We start from the raw sequence: 24436 nt of genomic DNA, 5'->3' as shown, positions 1-24436 counted from the left end.
TCATTGCATATTTTCAACGATTTTTAATAAAATATTATGCGATTTTACATAGAGCAGAGTAATAAAAGGAAAAACGAATGGGTGTATTTGACCTCTTCTCAAAACGACAAAAAAGACTAAGAGGCGATGTGCCAGATGTATATACATATGACACATTACCTAACCCGCTAAGAGTACAAATTATTCATATTTGGAGTGATACTCTCGGGCAAGGAGATCAATATTGGAATTACGATGATGTCAAGCAAGCATACAAGTTTGTAGTCGAAACTTTGTGTCGAGAATATGGTTTGTTTAAGCTCCCACATAATGAACAGTATGGAAACCGTCATTACATTGAGGAGCTAGCTAATTACTTTTTACGTGAAGAGAACGTTGAAAAGCAACTAGATATAGTTGAGCTTACTTTCAAAGTTATAAATACATTTACTCGTGAGCACCGATACTTACGTCGTCACAATGCCGCCGATATTGCCGATAAAGCTATAGACGAGTTAAACAAGCGATTTAAAGAACATGGTATAGGTTTTCAATTTACTGGAAATGAAATTATTAGAGTTGATTCAGAATTGCTTCATTCAGAAGCTGTCAAACCAGCGTTGAAGCTGCTGAATCAAAAGCACTATGGGGGCGCTCAAGAAGAGTTTCTGGTTGCATACGAACATTATCGTCATGGTAGATACAAAGAGTCATTGAACGACTGTTTAAAGTCATTTGAAAGTACTATGAAATCAATTTGTGATAAGCAGGGGTGGAAGTATCAACCAAATGTAACGTCTAAAGGTTTGATTCAAATATGCTTTGATAACGGACTAATACCAGCTTTTTGGCAGCAACAAATGACCTCATTAAGAAGCTTGCTTGAAAGTAGTGTTCCAACAGGTAGGAATAAACTGAGTGGTCACGGTCAAGGCTCAGAGTCTGTTGAAATTCCTGAATACTTAGTTGCATATATGCTACATATGACTGCTTCAACGTTAGTTTTTCTTACTACCGCAGAGTCAAAAATCGCATAAAAAACTGTTTAAGAGTGATTCGCAATGCGTGGCATTTTTACTATGAGTTGCGTTTAATGTTTAAAATGGAATTGAAGGCATCAGTATTGAGAGCGTTGACTTGGTTCCTGACAGGGTCTTTGAAGTGGCTTTGATGTAAAGCAGGAAAATCTCGACTCCCACTATAAATCAGTAATGACATATGTCCATTTACGAAACGCCTTGTTTCATAATGGACAGCTTGAAAAAACTACTAAAAATGGCGACACCTTCAAGTTAACAGACTATTTTTCGCCTTTGTGTAGGCTCTTGCCATTGGTTTTAATCAAGTTCATTGAGTTTGATGATGGTTATCTGAACTGGAATTGTTGGTTAGATCGTTAGCCATTTAAGGGGCGTAAGTAAATAGCGCTAACAAATAAGGATATGTGTCGCGAAGCCGACACCTATCCGAAGTGTTGGTAAGCCCAAGCCACTTTACATAAGTAAATATTACAAATGATACAGGGGGTAATGTTGAAAATACGTTAGGCATTACTTTTCCTAATGCCTACCTGTCGAAATAGAGCAAATAATCTAACCAATTTATGTCCAACAACGAGCTAGCTATCTTGGCTAGCTCAGTGTGATCACCAAGCGATTCTGTCGTATCGTAATTACCAAGCGACTTTGTCATTACGATAACTACCAAGGGAATATGTCGGGATTGACGTACTAAGTATTGAATATCGTACTTTGAAACATATAGTGAGTTACAGCAGTTTTAGAGTAGATAAAAGATTTGTTTAATCAGAGGAAAGCAACTTTTCAAGTAGCGAAGCTTTATCTTCATCACTTAGTTTTTCAATGGCGCACACAAGCTCTGCGCTTAATTCATTCTCGCAGAAGAAATAATGCAGCGGAACGCCTAGCTCTTCAGCCATACGCTTCAAAGTACCAATATCTGGTACATGACGCCCTTTTTCATAATGATTCATTCGGCCACTCGCCGAGCTTTCTTCCATACCAATTTTCACCCCTAAATCCTTCTGGGTGATTTTTGCTTTTTTGCGCGCAGCTTTGAGCCTCGCTGGAATGGGGTTGTTGTATTCCACTTAGACATTTCTTTTAAACCTATAGATAACTTAGATTGTCTAAGTTTTACTGATTTTTGTATACTTAGCAATCCTAAGTTTTTTATTGGTCTAAATTTACACATGAATACAATCATCAAAATAAATGCTCATATGTTTAACCTATTGATTGAAAATAAGATGGATGATTTTTCGGTGATAGAGCTTAGAGATGCGTTACTGAGTCAAGATGTGTCGTTTACTGATAAAGAAGAAGCAAGGCAATATGTATATAGACAACTTCTATCGTTTGAAAAAAATGGATGGCTAACATCTTTAGGCAAAAGAAGAGATAAACGTTACTCAATAACAGATAAATTTCGAGCTCAATCTTTTGCGCCAAAAAGTGATGAAAAAGTAAAATCATCAATTTGTGTTGGCAACATTATCGAGATCCTAGTTCAAGAGAAAAAGGAGCATGAGGCGGAGCTCGCGATTACACTGGGCGAAGTAGAGGAATATCAATCATTACTAAATCGTTTCCCGAATGACGAGGAAATATTGATCCCGCTTTTTAATACCGCTAAAGAACGTTCCGCTAAACTTTTGGGCAAAGTAAATGCGTTAACAAATCGTTTGCAGGTAAAAAATAGTAAGGTGTCCTTATGCTGAGGTTTTGGCAGTCGGAATGCGCTAATAAAGCGTTAGATAAATATATAAAGGGACATTCGCATTTCTTTTGTCAAGCGACTCCAGGTGCAGGAAAGACCATCATGGCCGCAAATGTCGCTAAATCATTATTGGATAATGACGAAATAGACTTAGTACTCTGTTTTTCGCCTTCTTCTGCAGTAGCAGAGGGAATCAAAGCGACATTTTCATCTTATTTATCATGCGTGTTTAGTGGCGGGTTAGGGACTTTAGGGGCATCGTACACATACCAAAGCATCAAATATCTTGATGATTCCTTTTGGGAAACGTTAAAGAAGTATCGAATTTTTGTCGTGTTTGATGAAATCCATCATTGTTCGTTTGACGAGGATGGGAAAAGTAATTCATGGGGAGAGCAAGTCGTATGTAAAGTACAGCGGCTGGCTAAATATACATTAGCGCTATCGGGTACACCTTGGCGCTCTGATCGTTTACCCATAGCAATGGCAGAATATTCTGATCCTGAAGGAATGCTAGTCTGTGATTATCAATACACGTTAAATCAAGCTGTTAACGATAATGTCTGTCGTCGGCCTAAGATTGTATTGGTTGATAATGAAGGTTTATCGATTAAAGATGAATCTAGCCACTCATTTCCATCAATTGCTGAATTACTTCAACATACAAAAGCGTCATACAAATCGATTATTCATAATCAATCTGCTGTTATCTATATATTAAATCTAGCTTGTACAAAGCTCAGCGAGATTAGAAAAAGAACACCTAACGCAGCAGGGCTGATTGTTGCAGCTTCAGTATCACACGCTAAATGGATACAAAAGTTGTTAGATGTTGAACTTAAGCAAACTGTTTCAATCGTTACTTATCACCATCAATCTCCAATGGAAGAAATTCAACGTTTTAGAAATGATAAAACACAATGGATAGTCAGTGTGGGAATGATTAGTGAAGGTACTGATATACCAAGACTTCAAGTTTGTTGTCACTTAAGTGCAGTTAAAACTGAGTTGTATTTTAGACAGGTATTGGGGCGTATTTTGCGTGTAACTAATAGCGTTAATCAAGATGCATGGCTTTATACATTTGCTGAAAGTAACTTGGTCGAGTTTGCTGAACGTCTAGAGCAAGATATACCAGAGTCTTGTTTATATATCGATGCTGCTCAGCCAGTTAAAGACATCATTAGTTGCACGGAAGAAAAAGTTACAGAAAGTAGTACGACTACAGATAGTGTCTGTTCTTCAATTTTAATTGATTGGGAAGACGAAGTGTCAAATAGTTCTAAAAGTAGTAGTGAAATGATATATCTAGAATCTGAACGTATCAAATTAGGGCAATATAGAGAGCGAGTGATTGCAGCTTTTAGTTAATTAAAGTGAAGCTAACTATGTGATCAAACTACATAAATAACAAATCTTGTTACGATCAAATACTACTATCATATGAACTTTGTTATATAATCATCTGCAATAACAGATGGAATGAAAGTCATATGGTCGAAAAATTTTCCAAATCTCAGCTTTCTGAAGCCGACATTATTTCTAAGTTTATCCTTCCAGCTATTAAAGCTAATGGCTGGAATGATATGACGCAAATACGCCAGGAAGTAAAATTACGAGATGGTAAGGTCGTCGTACGTGGTCAAATTGCGGCTCGTAAAAAGGTGAAATCTGCTGATATTGTGTTGTACCACAAGCCGAGTATTCCACTTGCCGTTGTTGAAGCTAAGGCTAACAAGCACGAAATCGGCAAAGGCATGCAGCAGGGTTTGGATTACGCATCATTGCTTGAAGTTCCATTCGTTTTTGCTAGTAATGGTGACGGTTTTATTTTTCATGATAAAACTAATCCAGCAAAGCTAGAGTCTGAAATTAGTTTAGAAGATTTTCCGACACCTCAAATGTTGTGGGAAAAGTACTGCCAATGGAAAGGGTATGCTGACACTCAATTACCATTGATTACGCAAGATTATCATGACGATGGTAGTGGTAAGTCACCCCGTTATTATCAATTAAATGCGATTAATAAAACCATTGAAGCCGTATCTTCTGGTGAAAACCGTATATTGTTGGTGATGGCAACAGGTACGGGCAAAACTTATACCGCCTTTCAAATCATCTGGCGTCTTTGGAAATCAGGCGCTAAGAAACGTATTCTCTTCTTGGCTGATCGTAATATTTTGGTCGATCAAACCAAAAATAATGATTTTCAGCCGTTTGATACCGCAATGACCAAAATTGGTAATCGTAGTATTGATCCTGCTTTTGAAATTCATCTTGGCTTATATCAAGCTATGACAGGACAAGAAGAAGACAAGAAAATATTTAAGAATGTCAGTCCAGACTTCTTTGATTTAATTGTTGTGGATGAGTGCCATCGGGGTAGTGCGTCAGAAGATAGCGCATGGCGAGAGATTTTAGAGTATTTCAGCTCTGCAACTCAAATAGGGTTAACTGCAACACCCAAAGAAACCGATGAAGTTTCTAACATCGAATACTTCGGTGATCCTGTCTATACCTATTCGTTAAAACAAGGTATTGAAGATGGTTTCCTTGCACCTTACAAAGTGGTTCGTGTTGATTTAGACGTTGATTTACAAGGTTGGCGACCAATAAAAGGGCAAAAAGATAAACACGGTGAAACCATTACAGATCGAATCTACAACCAGAAAGACTTCGATCGGACCATGGTGATTGATGAACGCACAGAATTAGTTGCTCAAACCATCACGAACTATTTAAAACGTACGGATCCAATGGCAAAAACCATCGTCTTTTGTAACGATATTGACCATGCAGAGCGTATGCGTCGTGCCATTGCCAACTGCTGCCCTGAGCAAATGGCTAAGAATGAAAAGTACGTAATGAAAATTACTGGTGATGATGAAATTGGTAAAGCTCAACTAGATAATTTCATTAACCCGAAAAAAGCATATCCAGTTATTGCAACAACCTCAGAATTAATGACCACTGGAGTTGATGCAAAAACGTGTAAGTTAATTGTTCTTGATTCGACGATTAAATCGATGACAAAGTTTAAGCAAGTTATTGGTCGCGGAACGCGCATTGATGATCGCTACGGTAAACTATGGTTTTCGATTTTAGATTTTAAAAAAGCGACAGAATTATTTGCGGATGAACGCTTTGATGGTTCGCCTGAACAAGTAAAAGTGGCGACACCTGATGACTTTGAAAATCCAGAAGATCTGGATGACATTGTAAATGGTACTGATGGAGAAGATTCATCAGAAACACCATTTGGCGATGATGATATTGATCCGAACACAATTTTAGAGCCGACACCACCGCCATATACACCATCAGGAGAGGACAATACGCCGCAAGGTGTTGATGATCCTGTTCAGGAAGAAGTGAAGAAATTCCATGTGTCAGGTGTCACCGTCACTAAAATCGCTGAGCGTGTGCAATATTACGATAGTGATGGCAAGTTAGTGACGGAGTCATTTAAAGACTACACACGTAAAGCTATGGCAACGCAATTTTCCTCGTTAGACGATTTTACCAAACGTTGGAATGATGCCGATCGCAAGCAAGCGATTATTGATGAATTAGCTGAGCTTGGCATTATTTGGGATGCATTAGAACAAGAAGTGGGTAAAGAGATGGATCCATTCGATATGATTTGTCATGTCGTTTACGACCAGCCACCACTAACCCGAAAAGAGCGTGCAGACAATGTTAAAAAGCGTAATTACTTTACCAAGTACGGTGAAACAGCGCAGCAGGTGTTGAGTAATCTACTTGAAAAATATGCCGATGAAGGTGTTCAAGAGATTGAAAATATTCACGTTCTAAAGGTAAAACCGTTTGATGAAATGGGGCGCCCAATAGAAATAATCAAAAAAGGCTTTGGCGGCAAACCGCAATATTTAGAAGCAGTTAATGAGTTAGAAGCCGCTATCTATCAGCCTCAATTAGATCAATCCGCATAAACGATGACCCTTTCATCACATACTTGTATGAAAGGGTTGTTTTAAAACTAGTCGAGTAACTTGTAATTTGTCGTAACTGAACAAATACCTATCAATTTAGACTGGTATCTCTCAGTTATTTCAACATCTACTCTGTTATAATTCCCCACAATTTCAGTTAGCTAAAGTAGTAAAACATGTCTATCAGTTCGGTAATTAAATCTATTCAAGACATTATGCGTAAAGACGCAGGTGTAGATGGTGATGCACAGCGCCTTGGTCAAATGTCATGGCTATTATTCCTTAAAGTTTTTGATGCTCAGGAAGAAGAATTAGAACTTGAACAAGATGATTACCAAGCACCGATAAACGAAAAATACTTATGGCGTAACTGGGCTGCAGATGCAGAAGGGATCACAGGCGAAAAATTACTTGAATTCGTTAATGATGACTTGTTCCATCATCTAAAAAATATGCCTGTTAATGGCGAGAAGAATCCCCGTGGTTTAGTAGTAAAAGCCGCATTCAGTGATGCCTTTAACTACATGAAAAACGGCACCTTACTTCGCCAAGTGATCAATAAGCTTAACGAAATTGATTTTACCGATTCAAAAGAGCGTCACTTATTCGGTGATATTTACGAGCAAATTCTTCGTGACTTACAAAGTGCGGGTAATTCGGGTGAATTTTATACCCCTCGTGCGGTAACACGATTTATTGTTAATCGCCTCGATCCTAAGCTGGGTGAAACCATTATGGATCCAGCATGTGGTACGGGTGGTTTCCTTGCATGTTCAGTGGATCACGTAAAAGAACATTACGTGAAAACCGCAGCAGATCATCAAACACTGCAAACTCAAATTCATGGCGTTGAAAAGAAACAGTTACCGCACTTGTTATGTACTACCAACATGATGCTGCACGGCATCGAAGTACCAGTACAAATCAAACACGGTAATACTTTAAACAAACCGTTGGCGAACTGGGACAGCAACATTAACGTGATTGCGACCAACCCGCCATTTGGTGGTACGGAAGAAGACGGCATCGAAAAGAACTTCCCAGCCGAGATGCAAACCCGTGAAACAGCGGATTTGTTCTTACAACTTATTGTGGAAGTGTTAGATCAAGACGGTCGTGCAGGCGTGGTATTGCCAGACGGTACGCTGTTTGGTGAAGGTGTTAAAACCAAAATTAAAAAGATGCTGACGGAAGAATGTAATCTACACACCATCGTGCGTTTGCCAAATGGGGTATTTAACCCATACACAGGCATTAAAACCAATATTCTGTTCTTCACCAAAGGCAAGCCAACTAGAGATGTGTGGTTCTATGAGCACCCATATCCAGAAGGTGTGAAGAACTACAGCAAGACCAAGCCGATGAAGTTTGAAGAGTTCCAGCAAGAGATTGATTGGTGGGGCAATGAAGCGGACGGTTTTGCAACACGTGTTGAAAATGAACATGCATGGAAAGTCTCGATTGAAGAGATCATCGAGCGTAACTTCAACTTAGATATTAAAAATCCGCACCAAGAAGAAGTGATTGCCCATGATCCCCAAGAGCTATTGGCAAGCTACCAACAGCAGCAACAAGAAATCGCAGAATTACGTAATCAATTAAAGAACATCTTGGGTGATGCGCTGAAATCATCGACTGGCAGCGAGGCGTGATCATGACAGTTGAATCGTTAATCACCCAACACATTGATACGTGGACATCAGCGGTAAAAACCAAATCCACTTCTGGGCGTGGCAGCAGCAAAAAATTAGAGCTGTATGGCGTGAAGAAACTCCGTGAGCTGATTTTAGAATTGGCAGTGCGCGGTAAGTTAGTGCCACAAGATCCGAGTGATGAGCCTGCAACCGTTTTTCTTAAGAAAATTGCTGATGAAAAAGCTAATTTAATTGCGGAGAAAAAACTTCGGAAAGCTAAAACATCTCAAGTTTCTGATATGCCAGCTGTCAAAATATCATTACCTAGTGGTTGGGCATTACCTTGGGTAGAAGAATTAGTAATTAATAGTTCTGATCATATCGTTGATGGTCCTTTTGGTTCTAAATTAAAAGCTACTGAATATGTTGATTCTGGGGTTCCTATTATTCGGATTCAAAATATAGATAGAAATGTATTCAAGAATAATGGACTACAATTTCTTTCCCCAGAAAAAGCAGATGAATTAGAACGGCATAGTTTTCATAGTGGTGATATTGTCCTTAATAAACTCGGAGAACCAACGGGCAAAGCATGTATTATTCCTAGCTCATTGAAATATGGCATCATTGTAGCGGATATTGTTCGGATTAGGTTAGATAGCGATCATATAGAGAAGCAGTATTTGACCTTGGCCATTAACTCTCCAATTGTCGCCCAACAGTTTGCAGGTCTAGCGAAAGGTGTTACTAGACAAAGAGTGAATTTGTCTCAAATCCGAAGTTTGTGTATTCCTGTTCCACCAAAAGATGAACAACACCGCATCGTCGCTAAAGTGGATGAATTAATGACACTCTGCGATCAGCTAGAACAACAAACCGAAGCCAGCATTGAAGCGCATCAGTTGTTAGTAAGTACGCTACTTAACACATTAACTAACTCAGCAGATGCTGATGAGTTAATGGAAAATTGGGCTTGCATTAGCGATCACTTCGATACCTTATTCACCACAGAAGAGAGCATCGATCAGCTAAAACAAACCATTTTGCAGTTAGCTGTGATGGGTAAACTTGTCCCACAAGATCCAAATGATGAACCAGCCTCTGTGCTGCTAGAGCGTATCGCAGAAGAAAAAACGCAGTTAATCAAAGATAAGAAAATCAAAAAGCATCCAAGTGTCGAACCAATTGGAAACGTTGGTGTTATTCCAAGTAGCTGGAAAGAAATTGTTGTTCAAGATTTTGCCGATATCAGGTTAGGGAGTACTCCATCAAGGCATGAGTCTAAGTTCTGGAATGGAGATATCCCCTGGGTTTCATCTGGTGAAGTTGCTAATGGCGTTATTGTAGATACGGCTGAAAAAATAACTCAAGCAGGTTTTGATAACTCTAGTACATCAATAATCCCTAAAAGAAGTTTGTTAATGGCAATTATTGGACAGGGTAAAACCAGAGGGCAAACGGCTTTGCTTGGGGTTGATGCTTGCACAAATCAAAATGTCGCCGCATTTGTATTCAATGAAGATTTTATCATTCCTGAATATGTTTGGTTGTGGGCGCAAAGTAAATACGAATCCCATAGGCAAGGTGGTCATGGCGGTGCCCAACCGGCACTAAATGGAAAAAAGGTAAGAAGTTTTGCTTTTCCTCTTCCTCCAACAAAGGAACAAAAGCGTATTGTTGAAAAGGCTGATGAATTAAATTTTCTCTGCAATCAACTTAAAGCTCGTTTGAACGAGTCTCAAACAACTCAACTACACCTTACTGACGCTATCGTTGAACAGGCTATATAACCATGGCAATTGTTTTTAATCAGCCTCAAACCATTGCGCAGTTGTTGGACAAATTACTCATAATTCCTGAGTACCAACGCCCATATAAATGGCAACCTAAGCACGTTAATCAGCTGATTGATGACATTATTCATCACTGTACTAAGCCGTGTTATCGGCTTGGTACGGTGGTACTGCATCAAGACAAAAATTCAGAAAGTGCAGTACTTAATATCGTTGATGGTCAGCAGCGCTTGCTGACACTAACCTTGCTTTTCACCATTCTGGATGAGGAAGAGAACAGCATTTCATCTAGCCTGCTTGAGCATAGATTTGAATCATCGGTCAGTATCGACAACCTCAAAAATAATGCACAGATTATCTCAGAGCGAGTAGCGAGCCTTCCAACTACAGAAAAGCAGGAGCTACTCAATTTTGTACTTAACAAGTGCGAGCTAATCCAAGTTACGTTGGATGATTTGAGTGAAGCATTCCAGTTCTTCGATTCACAAAATGCCCGTGGTAAAGCGCTTGCCCCTCATGATTTGCTTAAGGCGTATCACCTACGTGAAATGATGGACTCAACAGAGCAAAGTGAGCGTCTGCATCACGTAAGCTTGTGGGAGCAGGGCGTAAACCCAGATGATGAGTCTGTGAATTTGCACACCATTATGGGGGAGTTCTTGTTCCGTATGCGCCGTTGGGTTGATGGTGACTACGGCATCCAGTTTAGTCGTCACAATATTGATGTATTCAAAGGTATTAACCTAGACAGCACACAGTACGCTTATGTCGATTCCATGCTTGCGCTGGATTATGCGATTGAAACTTTTAATGCCGATCCTGCTCGTAAATGGGACAAGCAAACCAAGGGCTATCCATTCCAAGTCGATCAGGTGATGATCAACGGTAAGCGCTTCTTTGAGTACATTCAGCACTACATGGCGATTCACTCAACCTTATTTGTCGGTAAAGATTCAAAGCTATTTTCATTCGTTGATACACACGCTAATTACAGTGCTAGCAACCGCAAAGGGGATAGCTACGTGCGAAACCTATTTTTGTGTGCCGTGATGTATTACTACGACAAATTCGGAGAGGTGGAGTTAGAGAAAGCAGCACAGATTTGTTATCGCTGGAGCTATTTCTTACGCCTTGAACTGCAACGCATTGGTATGGAGTCGGTAGACAATCACGCTAAAGCGCGTAATGGGTTATTCAGAGCCATTAACAAAGCGGTTCACCCTCAGCAAGTGTTGAACTTTCAGCCGCCGTATATCAAAGAGCCTAAGTTCAACAACGCTGAGGACGTACAGGCGTCTATTGAAGCAATGAAATCGGGAAGTCTCAATGAGTCAAACTAATCAAGTAGAGCAGTTATCCGTTAAAGCGCTTTTCGATAGCAAAACGCAATACGTGATCCCTATTTATCAGCGTAACTACGCTTGGGGCGCGACAGAGATTGAACAGCTTATTCAAGATATCAGTGATGCCGCAGGGCTTATTACCCAAGCAGAAGAAACCGTTACCGCCAAACAAGATAAGTATTATCTGGGTAGCCTTGTGGTTTATCAGCGCACAACGCATTCGCAGCAATCGCATGTGGTTTATGAAACCATCGACGGTCAGCAAAGGCATACCACACTTTCTATCTTGTTGGCGTACCTAAAGCATCGTAATGTATTGGGTTGCGATGAACTTGAAGCGTTAGCGATCAACTTAACCTTTGATAGTCGCCCAAAGTCTTCCAGAGCGTTAGATGATATTTATTCGGGTAATACCAATGGCGAGTCAGAAGAGCCCAATATTCACGCTGCCTTCAACATTATTCAGCGTTACTTCAAAGCCAAGGGTTTAGATGATAAGGCGAAAACCAAGCAGTTCGTCGATTACCTATTAAAAAGCGTCACCATACTGAGAGTCGTTGTGCCACCACAAACGGATCTTAACCATTATTTTGAGATCATGAACAACCGTGGTGAACAGCTAGAAAAGCATGAAGTATTAAAAGCGAAATTCATGGAGAGATTGGATAATGATGAGGAAATGGGCTGTTTTTCAACTATCTGGGATGCTTGTTCTAATATGACGCGTTATACCCAGATGGGCTTTCAATCAGACCTACGAAAAGCCGTATTCGGTGACAGTTGGCAGACAATGCCAGCTAACTTTGATGCGATTTTAGAAAAGCATACGAGCAAACAGCAAAAGCAAGATGCCATGACGTTGCGAGATATCATCAAACATAAAGCATCAAGCTCAAACGGTGATGATGAAGAGCGAGAGAAGGAAGAGCGTTTTGGTACGGTTATCGACTTCTCCAACTTTTTACTTCATGTGTTAAAACTAATGAATACGGAAGAGAGCGTTTCATTAGATGATAAGAAGCTAATCGATACGTTTATCTCTAAAGATGATGGCTTAAAGGTGAGTGCTAAAGCGTTTGTCTATGAGCTGCTTAAGTATCGCATTCTATTTGATAGTTACGTCATAAAACCAGATCAACACGATGAGAAGCGTAAGTGGAGTTTGTTGAGACTTAATGCGTACAAATACGGTAATAGTCTAAGCCCTGAGTATTCAAATGCGTTGACTGGCGATTATAACGAAAAAGTTCGTATGATATTGGCAATGTTCCATGTCTCGAACCCTGCTTTAGTTTATAAACGATGGTTAAACGATACGTTAAGTATTTTGAATAAGAATACAACGCAACAATCGAATTTTGTTGTTGATGGCGAAGTGTACTTAGCAGAGCTTGAACGCCTAAGTGATCGTTATTTTAAAGAAATCACAAACGATAAATGTTTAGCGTTTAGTGAAAGTGAGCCAGGGGTATTGCATCAAGGTACAGGCGTTCAGAACTTTGTGTTTAACAGGTTGGATTACCTACTATGGAAGCGTTTATCGAACAATGAATCGTTTGATGGTATCGGTAAAAAAGAACTTGGAAAGCATTTTGACGATTTTCAGTTTTCATTCCGAACATCTGTTGAGCATTACTTCCCACAAACCGATCCATCTGGAGCAAAAAAGATGGAAGACGTTGATCGCTTTGGAAACCTTTGCCTCATTTCCCCAAGCAGTAACTCAAGGCTGAGTAATTACTCCCCACAAGATAAGAAGAAATTCTATCAAGAGAATAATCGTGCCGAGAGTTTAAAACAAGCCATTATGATGAGCTATGACGATTGGGGGCCAGAAGGAAAAGGGAAGGCTAATATACAGAATCATGAAAAAGAGATGATTAATGTTTTGAATAACTAGGTTGTTATAAAAATAGCATCCTTAGCGTCTTGGCTTATGTTACTGAAATAATAAAATGAAATTGCTAACAGATTTAATTTCTACTCTAGGAAAAGAGACAAAAACTCTCAGTATTCGTGGTTTGCTTTATGATAGCGTTGAGCAAACCTCGAAAGGTACATATTTATTTACGCATTCTCAATCTTCCGATCAGTTTGAAACTCAATTGAGCTTTTTACATACTCTGTATCAGGATGGTCGTTTATTTAACCCTGAATACGCTTCAGTTGTTCAGGATAAAAAGGGGGTTAGTAAGCGTCACACTTCAAAAACTTCTCTGATTTCATCGAATAAGACAAGTAAAACTCAATCGATGTATGGATTATCCTCTGATGAGACAATGGAGTTTGAAGAACTTTTACGTGAAATGCGCCCAATGAATTTTGTTAGTAGCAAGCAGCTATCAAACTATATTGTGAAGCATAAATTAGGGAATAAATATCCAAATATTTCTGGCATTGCTCGTATGAGTAACGGCGAACGTGAATGGAATTTTGAAGGTGGATTTCCTCCTGAAATATATAAAATTATTTGCCAAGAATTAGATTTGTGTAATCAAGGAACAAGAAGTCGGGTGGTGGGTTTTTCGTCATTTGCTTCTTTAAGATAGTTTATTTAATTGGTATCAGATATGAGCCTTTACAATATTTCAAATAAAAGCCTAACTGCTTTAACGCAAACTACTTTTGCAGCTGAGGGATTACTTGAACGTCAAGATTTACAAGAAGCGTTAAAAGGTTGTATTGGTGCTATTGCACCTGACTGCTTAGTTATTTCTGAGGAGTTTTCAGATTGGGAAGACAGTCGTCGGCGTATTGATTTACTCGCTATTGATAAAAGTGCCAACTTGGTTGTAATTGAATTAAAACGTGATGAAATTGGGGCTCATATGGAGCTTCAGTCTTTACGTTATGCGGCCATGATATCGACGATGACGTTTGATAAAGCGTGTTCTTACTTTGAAGAATATATCGAAAAAGAAGAGTTAGATCTGAATGCGCGTCAAACTATTCTCGACTTTGTTGATTTGGATGAAAGCAGTTTAGATGACTTTGGCAATGATGTTCGTATTGTTTTAGCTTCAGCTAATTTTGGCAAAGAGCTGACAACATCAGTGCTTTGGTTACGTGATAAAGGGATTGATATCAGTTGTGTGCGATTAACGCCATATCGTTACAATGGCGATGTTTTAATCAATGCAGAGCAAATCATTCCTGTTCCTGAGATTGAAGAGTATCAGGTTAAGTTCAGAGAGAAGCAGGTAGAACAACGAACGAGTAAAAAAACACAGCGTGATTACTCAAAATATCGTTTTAACGGGCAGGTTTACAATAAACGTAAATTAGCATTAGCGATTTTAACACATTGGATTAACGTTAATAAGCCATTGGACTTAGCTGAAATCCGCCGAGCCCTTGAAGGTTATAACCTACCACGAGCAGTTGCTATTTTTGAGCAAATCTCAAGTAACCGTTTAGATCGTTATCATTCGTCAGAAAGTGATTTAATCACTTTGAATTCGGGTGAGGTTATCGCTATCTCTAATCAGTGGGGTAAAAATTTACCAAGATTATTAAAGGCTATGGGTCGATATGGGATTCAGGCTGAGAAGATAGAGGATTGAATTTAAAATTAAATACCGTAGTAAACTTTGTAACTCTAAGCTTTATTGCGGTTATTCTTTTTCACTTTCGTAGCTGGAGGAAGGTTACGTTCGAGCCACTCATTAGTATGCTTATAAAGCCACATAAAACTAGCATAGCAGTTCTTTTTTATTTCTTTACGTATTGCGAGAGGATATTTCTGGCGATACCGTATAATACAAACACGATGGCGTCGTTGCCTCGATTCAAATCTGCATTTTTTGCGCCAAGATACTAATCCTTTCTTACTAGAGATAATTTGCTCAACAGCACCTATGCTTATACCGCATAGTTCAGAAATTCTGCGGCGGTGTATGTTTAATTTGGCTAGTTTTACTATTCGTTGATGTAATTCTTTATTGATAATGTGAGGTTTAGACATTATGGTAATTCCATTCTTTAACGCGAGGTTTTTTAAATAATTTTTACTTTTCCCTGTTTGTCTATTCACTTCTGATAATGAACTACCATTTTGAAGTAATATTAAGCATTGCCGTTCAACTTTTTTATTAATGCTCTTTGTCTGATCATTAGTAAGTTTCTTTTTAGGTGGCGCATTATATTCCAACATGATTTTGGCATCTTTAAATAACCATTTACTAAATAATAGATGTTGAAAAACATTGTTACTTTGTAACAAATATCGTAGGGGATGATGATGGCAATTTTCAGATAATAATTTTGATGTGCATTGATAATAATCACAACTTTTTTTGTATACAGATAATTCAAGCATATCTGGTAAATTTTTTAATGAAGATGTAAATTCAGACATCATTTTATTGGTTCTTAGGTGTCCATTTTTTGTTACAAAACCAAGCTCATCTAATCGACTGTTATATAATTGTACTGGATTTATATTAAGTTCTTTGCTATTTAAGTTATTCAATAGCTCATGACAAAAAAAAGAGACTTCAAACTCTAGAGTAGAGCTATAAGTTATTTCATTGTTAGGAGTAGGTAGTAATTTCCCCATTAGTTGTTTTCGTGCAAATAACTCAATAAAAAATAGTTTGACATTATGCTTATGGCATGAGGTTAATCCTGGTGTTTGGTGTGTACGATGCCAATAAGACATACCAAAATTATAAATATTTTCTTTGGCGCAGATAGGGCACCATTTCAAGATGCGAGACCCTTTACGACTAAATGGGGGTAAAGGTTTATCTTTATATATATTTAGTCCTTTATTACTTAATAAACTCGTTAGTATTTTATTTCGATATTTGGGTAAAAAGAATAAAAACAAAGGTGCCAAAGTTTGTGTGTGCAGGATTGTATCCGGATCTTCGTTTGTCATAGATGCTATAGGTGAAATTCCTCCTGTTAAAAAAGGGTGAAGAGAGACGCGTCTAGAATTAAAGGTGCGTAGGCAGAATGATGATGGTTGTTCTCCCGACAATCTTAGATATCGAATTAATCGACTAAGTAGTAGTTCATCAGGATATGGATAGGGCAATACCATAAACTTCTCTAGGTCTCAGTAAATTTTCCCAAAGGATTCTCAAATAGGACTCCTGCACTTCTGAGGGTATCTAGAGGATCATTTTCAGTTGCTGCTCGTTGGAATAAATTAGAATCACGAATAGCCTCATGAAGGATTTCAGAATTTCGCAAAGAAACCAATTTTTCAGCAAACTCGGTATGATGAGCTCTTGTTAAGTCTCCTGGAATTGATATGAGATTACCTTTAGAGGTATGAAGTTCAGGTTTAAGTGGTATGTTATTATTGGTCACTTCTTCAGTATTGTTTTTTATAGAATATGTATTTTTTCGTTTTAGTAATGTTATGTTATGTTCCTTCCTAACCTTGTTAATTTCTGGCTTCGATATTCGAACGGCAATACTTGCTCCATATTCAAGTGCAGCAGTGGTTAATTGTTCATTTAAACTACCAATTAAGATTTTTTGCGTTGCTTGGAATATTCGTACAGCTAAATCCATATTTCCAACAGATAAATAATAAAGCTTATAACTTAATTCTTCAGTTAAAGGAGTATTTACATTTGTCCATTGCAACTCCCAAAGTTCTGCTATAAAAAGGTTCCATTCAGAATCGAACTCCATTAGTCTCATATCAAAATAACCGCTACTTTCTGCTCGTCGAGCGGCTTTTAAGCTTTTACTTAGAAGGGTGTCAAATGGAGGATTAGCACAAAATAACAATGGAATCCCTAAGTTATTTACAAGATTATGTAAAAATCCAAGTAGGCGATCTGCTCCACCTGCTTTAGCTAAATTTAAATTTTGCATTTCATCAATAACTAGAATACCTAAAAAGCTCGATTTTATTTTTGCTTCAATTTGACTAATAAGTGAAGCAATAGTATTAGCAGGCTTCACTGATCGAATTTCTAACTTTCTATCTATTTCCGTAAGTATCCGGTGACATAATCCTTTAACACTAGAGTCATCGGGACAATCTACCTTTAACCAAACAACTTGACGAATAGGCAAATGTTTATTTTTATAATAAGTATGTTCGATTGTATCAGGAAAGTAACCTAATACTTGCTCTAGCATACATGTCTTCCCAACTCCACTTTCTCCAATTACAGTGATTCCACAACCTTTGGGTTTGAAATAACCTGTCGAAGGCTCTATATCTGGACGTTCATCCAATGCATAATGCAGGTAATTCATTGTAGTTGGTGATAATGGGTTTTTAGCTGAATATCCTTCTTTAATCGCTGATTCAACAGCCCTGAAAACTTCGATATAAATAGGTAATGGTTGTCTTAAATCTTTTAACCGAGATATATATTCAACTCTTTCTATTGCATCCAATTGACTTTCTTTATAAAGACAATTAGGGAAATGACTTAATTTTTCTGCAAGTAATTCATCCTTTAATTTAGGCTGTAAAGATTCAATTAAAGGATTATTTCGATGTTCAGGTAATATAGGTTGATGATAAATAGCTTTTTCATGCTTCATTTGTTATCACCTTTTTTCCTTCTGAGCATCGAAATAATCTTTTTCTTTTTTTCTTTATTATTGACCGGTAAACTTTGATTTTCATCTAATGATTCTAGATTATCAGGCGAAATTCGACTTTCTAAAATAGCTTTTTTTCTTCGCTCTTTTATTCCTTTTATCTTTTCAGCCTTTGAGTTTAAGGGTTCAGCTGCCGCTAACTCATCTTTAGCATGTTGAATGATTTTATTTCGCCGTTGATGTCGTTCAATTGATTTTTCTGTTGGCACGGCTTGTTTTTTATTAATTTTTTTCCAGTCTTCAAAAAAGAATATGTCTGCTTGGTGTTTATTATTAAAATTGTTAGAAGCCTGACGTAAGTAACAACGATAAAAAGGTTCATCATGTTTTAATTGGACATATATAAAAGATGAATTATCTTGATCAATTCTTGCTTCTAACTTCCAGTGGCCATTAGTTCTAGCGATAACTTTCCAATCGTCATATTCTGGATGTTCGGATTCATAGTACATATCATCATTGAGTCTAATACCTTTACTTGTCATAGATACCCATTCTCTGGGTAATAACATTACTCGCATTTGTGCTTCATCAGTTCGACTTAGCGCATGACGATGCTTTTTTATATGTATATTCCAATAGTTAATCGGAGTAGGAGATAAATCAGATTCAATAAGTAAACTTGTTTGTCCTGCTAAATTTTCAAAAACTGAACTATTATGTTCAAGAACAGCATCTATTAATAGTTTATTGATTTCTTTAAGAGTTAAAGCCGCATCTAATCTAGGGTCTCGATCTCCACGAATATACTTACGTCCTCTTGTTGTGCCCATCAAGTCATGTATTAGTTTTTTATTTAGAATATTAAATCTCTGTTCAATAATACCTTTCATATCGGCACGATATGGAGGAGCAATACTTAAATGACCAATTAGAGGGACTGCAAGATTTTCGGCCTCTTTACAAATAAACTCCCCTCTATCACATAATAGCCTTTGAGGGATATGATGACAGGGCCATTCATTTTCTTCGATTGTTATATCGTATTGAGCGCAGTAATCTTTTTTTGATGTGAAACTATTAATTAGAGCCTGACGCCCAGCCCGCCATGATGCATATTCCATTGATACATGAAGCCCAACAATCATTCGACTTTCTTTATCTATAACACAATATACTGTTGGTCTTCCTAGTACGTGATTACGACGAAACTCCGATACAACATGTACATCTAGTACAGTGGCATCAAGTTCAAAACAACTACCCGGAGCCTCAGTATGATCTGTAGCTGCACCATTTAAACCTCGATAATTACGATCAAAATATCCAGGGGTTGTTTGTTTTTTTATTAACTCCTGCTTCGGTATTAATCTATTCACCCAATAAATAAAAGCACGGTAAGTAGGTATTTTTGCCTCTCTTTGTTCAGTGTCTGCTGATATTAATTCGTCGGCGTAAAATTCTTTTAACATTAGGTCATAGACTTTACTAAATGTTACTTGTTTACCTTTCGCGCCAAAGCGCTTCATTGCTTTTATAAATATGAACTTATCATTTTCGTTTGTATTAACACCAATAGGAGCTTCTATACTTGGGGTGAGCAATTGGATGGGAGAACCACGCTTTTTATTACCCGCCAATCGCGATTTACCTAAACCTCCTGAATTTTTGTATGCTGGGATTAAGGCACTTATATCCTGTCCATATTTCCAGTAAAGATTAAGTGTCCTATGTAAACTTTGAATATAAATGCCTTGTTTTTTTGCATGGTTAGAAACAAGCCTTGAACGGGAATTACAAGCTAATTCAAGTAAAAAATTAGAGGTGTTAACTAAGTCCTTAATTTGTTTATAACGAAGATCTCTTTTGTTTTTATGGGGCTTTGGTATTTCATCATCAGTAACTAATTGATAAAATGGAACTGGGTAACTATCAGAAAGTATTTGTTTTTTTTCTACCAACTGAGAAAATAATGAAAGGTTAATAACAGCAGGTTTTTGAAGTTTTCCTCCGTCTAAGAGTTTAAAAATAATGAGTAACCCTTCATCGGGATAGAAAGAAAGAACTCGATAAAGACCATCGTCAACACCATCTACATCATGTAAGCGCCATACGCTATTTAGTTCAATATTCATTTACCTGTCTCGATATATCTTTATTATTTTTTATGACTTCAACAATCCCTATTTCTCCTATGGGTTTATCTAAATTCACTGTTATTTCTTTTGTGGCAAATAATATTTTTAGAAGAACTAATGCATCATCATGTTCAATATTTAAATTATGAACAAAATCGTTGCAGATATCCTCAACTAATAATATTCCCTGAGGAACGAGGAGCTTAGCTGCGTTAATCAAAGAGTAATTCAATGTCGTATTATTTTGACGAATTGGAGTAGTAAACCACTGGATATTTTTAGACTGAATTTTATTATTTTCTGTCATAATATATAGATGAAATGGAACACCTAATAATTCCCACCATACTCTCTCTATATCAAGTTTTTCTGCGGTTCTTTTATTAGTAAGCTCTGCTAATGGTTTAACACTTATTGCTTCAAACCAACAAGATTGTCCATCAGTACGTGTAAGTAAAAAATCAGTCGTCATGACATTAAATTCCTTACTTTTAGAAGAAACAATTATGGGATGAGAAACATCCAATTGTTGGGCTATTTTTACGGATAAGTCTAAGGGTAATAAGGGAAACTGTTCTCGAATATCGATTACAGAATCACAAAATTCAGCAAGATAGAAGAAAGAAGATTCATGTTCAGATAGAGTATGATGGACTCGATTAGTTTTAATTCCATCAATCTTACCGCTGTTTCCTTTAGAAGGAATATCTTGAACACGAATCCATGGCTTGTAGGACTCTTTTTCACCTAAGCCATATTTTTGTTTTAATGCTCGCTGAAAATCAGCTAAGGATTCTAATTTTCTACGTCTAGCCACAATTAGTCCATCCATTCTGATGTTTGAACTAATTGTAGTCTAGTGTACAAACTTTATTGTTCCAAAATCAGTTAATGTACAAATTTTATTGTTAGTGTACAAACTTTATTGTGCCAAAACAATTATATTACTCATCAAGATAACTATCTATTGGCGGACATGAACAAACTAAATTTCGATCTCCAAATACGTTATCAACACGATTCACACTTGGCCAATATTTCGCGGTTTGAGTGTGTGGTGATGGGAAGCAAGCAACCTCGCGGCTATAACAATGAGTCCATTCAGCGTCACGCAGATCGGCTTGAGTGTGAGGAGCATTAACTAACGGATTATCATCTAAAGGCCATGCGCCAGTTTGTACTTGATTAATTTCCTCGCGAATGGCGATCATCGCTTCACAAAAACGATCTAATTCGGTTAAATCTTCTGATTCTGTAGGCTCAATCATTAATGTACCTGCGACAGGGAACGACATTGTAGGCGCATGGAAACCATAGTCCATTAAGCGTTTGGCAATGTCTTCTTCTGATATACCAGATGCAGCCTTTAATGGACGAATATCAATAATACATTCGTGAGCGACGTGACCTTGTGTACCGCGATACAAAATAGGGTAATGAGGCCGTAAACGTTCCATTATGTAGTTCGCATTTAATATCGCGATCTCGGTAGCTTGCTTTAGTCCTGCTTCACCCATCATTGAAATATAGGCATATGAAATCGGCAGAATTGAAGCTGAACCGAGTGCTGCTGCTGATACAGCATATTGATTTTCTTGTGAGTGTTGATTATCAATATGGCCAGGTAAAAAAGGACTAAGATGCGATTTAACCCCGATTGGTCCAACACCTGGACCACCACCGCCATGGGGAATACAGAAGGTTTTATGAAGGTTTAAGTGAGAAACATCCGAGCCAATAAATCCAGGGCTGGTTAATCCCACTTGTGCGTTCATATTTGCGCCATCAAGGTAGACTTGCCCGCCTGCGGCGTGAACACGTTCACATACTTGTTGTACACCTTCTTCATACACACCATGGGTTGAAGGGTAGGTGATCATAATGCAAGATAAATTCTCGCGGTGCAGATCAATTTTGTTTTGTAAATCATTAAGATCAATATTGCCTTGGTCATCACAAGCCACCACAACCACTTTCATTGATACCATCGCTGCAGAAGCTGGGTTGGTACCGTGGGCTGAGCTTGGAATTAAACATACATTACGATGGCGATCCCCATTGGCTTGATGGTAGCGCTGAATCGCAATTAGTCCTGCATATTCACCTTGTGCGCCAGAGTTCGGTTGCAGCGAGACAGCGTCATAACCGGTGATCGTACATAACTTAGCTGATAGCTTTTGCACTAGCTCTTGATAACCCAATGTTTGTGCTGGTGGAGCAAATGGGTGGAGCTGACTAAATTCAGGCCAAGTGACAGGGATCATTTCTGTGGCTGCATTGAGTTTCATCGTGCAGCTACCAAGCGGGATCATGCCGTGGGTGAGTGAATAATCTTTATTTTCGAGTTGTTTCATGTAACGCATCATATTGGTTTCGCTATGGTAGCGATTAAATACCGGATGGGTCAGAAACTTACTTTGGCGGCGGCAACGCTCAGGAATTGCAGCAAACTCATCAGTAGCAATGGTTTCAGTATAATAACTTAGATCAAGAGCTTGATTGGTGAGCAAATGAAACAGAGTTCGAATATCATCTATTGAGGTAGTTTCATCTAGGCTAATACCCAGTTTATTGGAATATTTGCGTAAGTTGATGCCAGCGTCCAGTGCTTGTTGATACAGGCTGTCTGTTTGTTCTGCGGTAACTAATGTGAGCGTATCAAAGAAACTGCTGTTTTCAATAATAAAGCCGTTATCTTTTAAACTAGCAGCTAAAATCGCGGTAAAGTGATGCACACGGCGACCGATTTTTTGAAGTCCTTCTGGTCCATGATATAACGCATAAAAAGCTGCCATATTGGCAAGTAACGCTTGGGCGGTACAGATATTAGATGTCGCTTTTTCACGGCGAATATGTTGTTCACGAGTTTGCATTGCCATGCGCAGCGCACGGTTACCTTTGGTATCTTTTGATACGCCAATAACGCGTCCTGGCATAGTACGTTTGTATTGATCTTTGGTTGCCATAAAGCCAGCATGAGGGCCACCAAAGCCCATTGGTACGCCAAATCGTTGCGCACTGCCAATCACTACATCAGCTCCCATCTCACTTGGCGGCGTTAATAAAGTTAATGCTAGCAAGTCACTGGCAACGGTGACCAAGGTCTTTTTACTGTGCGCAGTAGCAATAATATCAGTCAAATCTTCAACTTGACCATTGCTTGCTGGGTATTGCAGTAATGCGCCAAATACATCGTAGTTTTGGAGGTGCTGTGGCTCACCGATAACAATGTCAATGCCAATAAATTGGGCACGAGTTTTAACTACATCAATCGTTTGCGGGTGAACATTAGCGGCAATGAAAAACTGCTTGCTTTTACTTTTACCGGCACGAAGGCACAGCGTCATTGCTTCAGCGGCTGCGGTTGCCTCATCCAATAAAGACGCATTGGCGAGATCCATGCCAGTCATATCCATCACTACTTGCTGAAAATTAAGCAATGACTCTAAACGGCCTTGTGATATTTCAGGCTGATAGGGCGTGTAAGCGGTATACCACCCTGGATTTTCTAAAATATTACGTAAAATTACACTTGGGGTATAAGTATTGTAATACCCCTGACCAATATAACTTTTATTGATAATATTTTTAGATGCGATCTGTTTAAGTGAAGCCAACATGTTAGCTTCAGTTTGTGGTATTGGTAATGCCATTGGTTCAGGTAATGCAATTGCCGCAGGCAGAGTCTGCTGAATAAGTTGCTCAATGCTTGATACGCCAATTGTCGCTAACATCTGTTGCTGCTGCGACAGGTTAGGCCCATTATGTCGTTGAGCAAAACGAGAGTCATCACTAAGAATGCTAAGTAATGTAGTAGACGTCATTATTGTTTCCTTGGCGATGGCATTATACTTCAGCGATAGACGCAAGGTACGTGTCGCTATCCATTAGTGCGGTAAGTTGTGACATATCGTCTAATTTTATTTTAGCTATCCAACCACCGAGATAAGGTTCCTCATTGATAAGCTCTGGGCTATCTTCAAGTTCGCTATTGGTTTCAAGAATTTGGCCACTAACGGGCGCATAAATATCAGAGGCTGCTTTAACAGATTCGACTAATGAAAAGGTTTCTCCTGCATCAGTAACATCCCCAATATCAGGCAGATCAACAAAAACAACATCACCTAACAATTGTTGTGCATGCTCAGAAATGCCCATGGTGATAGTACCGTCACCATTATCACGTACCCACTCATGGCTGGTTGTAAATTTTAGTGTCGTTTCCATGCTTATACTCCTGTAGGGAAGATTGTATGAGTAACAATGTTGATTAATATTGTTAGTATTTGGATTCAAGCTACGAATGTTAATTTATTGATTTAAATTCTACGTAACCGT

General features: G+C 38.4%; 17 protein-coding genes. 10 read left to right on the top strand and 7 right to left on the bottom strand.

What is annotated here, in order from left to right; all coding sequences use genetic code 11:
* Positions 1–77 precede the first annotated feature (77 nt).
* The gene (locus tag PMAL9190_RS07685; RefSeq protein WP_087844628.1) at positions 78–1016 is read left to right on the top strand and encodes an abortive infection family protein; all 939 of its coding nucleotides are present in this window, start codon (positions 78–80) and stop codon (positions 1014–1016) included.
* A gap of 764 nt (positions 1017–1780) precedes the next feature.
* Here the strand turns inward: PMAL9190_RS07685 and PMAL9190_RS07670 are convergent.
* Positions 1781–2089: a helix-turn-helix domain-containing protein gene (locus PMAL9190_RS07670; protein ID WP_065173056.1), complete on the bottom strand. Its 309-nt coding sequence runs from the start codon at positions 2087–2089 to the stop codon at positions 1781–1783.
* Between the two features lie 102 nt (positions 2090–2191).
* On the opposite strand from PMAL9190_RS07670, the gene PMAL9190_RS07665 reads away from it, so the two are divergent.
* From PMAL9190_RS07665 to PMAL9190_RS07625, 9 genes are all read left to right on the top strand, one after another.
* Complete coding sequence (locus tag PMAL9190_RS07665) at positions 2192–2719, top strand: VspR family transcription factor (RefSeq protein ID WP_087844626.1); 528 nt, start codon at positions 2192–2194, stop codon at positions 2717–2719.
* Positions 2713–4089 carry a DEAD/DEAH box helicase gene (locus tag PMAL9190_RS07660; protein ID WP_087844625.1) on the top strand — a complete coding sequence of 459 codons (1377 nt, stop codon included), beginning with the start codon at positions 2713–2715 and terminating at the stop codon, positions 4087–4089. Before PMAL9190_RS07665 ends, PMAL9190_RS07660 begins: the two co-directional genes overlap by 7 nt.
* Before the next feature lie 122 nt (positions 4090–4211).
* Positions 4212–6671: an EcoAI/FtnUII family type I restriction enzme subunit R gene (gene hsdR, locus PMAL9190_RS07655; protein WP_087844624.1), complete on the top strand. Its 2460-nt coding sequence runs from the start codon at positions 4212–4214 to the stop codon at positions 6669–6671.
* A gap of 176 nt (positions 6672–6847) precedes the next feature.
* Positions 6848–8323 carry an N-6 DNA methylase gene (locus tag PMAL9190_RS07650; RefSeq protein ID WP_087844623.1) on the top strand — a complete coding sequence of 492 codons (1476 nt, stop codon included), beginning with the start codon at positions 6848–6850 and terminating at the stop codon, positions 8321–8323.
* Positions 8324–8325: 2 nt separating this feature from the next.
* Positions 8326–10095 carry a restriction endonuclease subunit S gene (locus PMAL9190_RS07645; RefSeq protein ID WP_087844622.1) on the top strand — a complete coding sequence of 590 codons (1770 nt, stop codon included), beginning with the start codon at positions 8326–8328 and terminating at the stop codon, positions 10093–10095.
* 2 nt (positions 10096–10097) lie between these two features.
* Positions 10098–11438, top strand: coding sequence for a DUF262 domain-containing protein (locus tag PMAL9190_RS07640; protein WP_087844621.1), 1341 nt, complete (start codon positions 10098–10100; stop codon positions 11436–11438).
* Positions 11425–13341, top strand: a complete 1917-nt coding sequence (locus PMAL9190_RS07635) for a DUF262 domain-containing protein (protein ID WP_087844620.1) — start codon at positions 11425–11427, stop codon at positions 13339–13341. Before PMAL9190_RS07640 ends, PMAL9190_RS07635 begins: the two co-directional genes overlap by 14 nt.
* A gap of 55 nt (positions 13342–13396) precedes the next feature.
* On the top strand, positions 13397–13990 hold the full coding sequence (locus tag PMAL9190_RS07630; protein WP_087844619.1) for a hypothetical protein: 594 nt from the start codon (positions 13397–13399) through the stop codon (positions 13988–13990).
* 21 nt (positions 13991–14011) lie between these two features.
* Positions 14012–15004, top strand: a complete 993-nt coding sequence (locus tag PMAL9190_RS07625) for a PDDEXK family nuclease (RefSeq protein WP_087844618.1) — start codon at positions 14012–14014, stop codon at positions 15002–15004.
* Positions 15005–15039: 35 nt separating this feature from the next.
* Here PMAL9190_RS07625 and PMAL9190_RS07620 read toward each other — a convergent pair whose 3' ends face one another.
* The 6 genes from PMAL9190_RS07620 to gcvH all read right to left on the bottom strand — a co-directional run bounded on the left by PMAL9190_RS07620 (position 15040) and on the right by gcvH (position 24325).
* Positions 15040–16488: a TnsD family Tn7-like transposition protein gene (locus tag PMAL9190_RS07620; RefSeq protein WP_087844617.1), complete on the bottom strand. Its 1449-nt coding sequence runs from the start codon at positions 16486–16488 to the stop codon at positions 15040–15042.
* Between the two features lie 8 nt (positions 16489–16496).
* A complete protein-coding gene (locus tag PMAL9190_RS07615; RefSeq protein WP_087844616.1) occupies positions 16497–17960 on the bottom strand; it encodes an ATP-binding protein in 1464 nt (487 codons plus the stop codon).
* Positions 17957–20095 carry a TnsB C-terminal domain-containing protein gene (locus tag PMAL9190_RS07610; protein ID WP_087844615.1) on the bottom strand — a complete coding sequence of 713 codons (2139 nt, stop codon included), beginning with the start codon at positions 20093–20095 and terminating at the stop codon, positions 17957–17959. Before PMAL9190_RS07610 ends, PMAL9190_RS07615 begins: the two co-directional genes overlap by 4 nt.
* On the bottom strand, positions 20085–20915 hold the full coding sequence (locus tag PMAL9190_RS07605) for a TnsA endonuclease N-terminal domain-containing protein (protein ID WP_065173065.1): 831 nt from the start codon (positions 20913–20915) through the stop codon (positions 20085–20087). Before PMAL9190_RS07605 ends, PMAL9190_RS07610 begins: the two co-directional genes overlap by 11 nt.
* Before the next feature lie 127 nt (positions 20916–21042).
* A complete protein-coding gene (gene gcvP, locus PMAL9190_RS07600) occupies positions 21043–23922 on the bottom strand; it encodes an aminomethyl-transferring glycine dehydrogenase (RefSeq protein WP_087844614.1) in 2880 nt (959 codons plus the stop codon).
* Positions 23923–23944: 22 nt separating this feature from the next.
* Positions 23945–24325 (bottom strand): glycine cleavage system protein GcvH, encoded by a 381-nt coding sequence (gene gcvH / locus PMAL9190_RS07595; RefSeq protein WP_065166716.1) that lies wholly within the window; start codon positions 24323–24325, stop codon positions 23945–23947.
* Positions 24326–24436: the final 111 nt, after the last annotated feature.

This window comes from Photobacterium malacitanum (assembly GCF_900185615.1).
In the GTDB taxonomy this organism is placed as follows: domain Bacteria; phylum Pseudomonadota; class Gammaproteobacteria; order Enterobacterales; family Vibrionaceae; genus Photobacterium; species Photobacterium malacitanum.
This window is presented reverse-complemented; position numbering and strand designations above follow the sequence as displayed.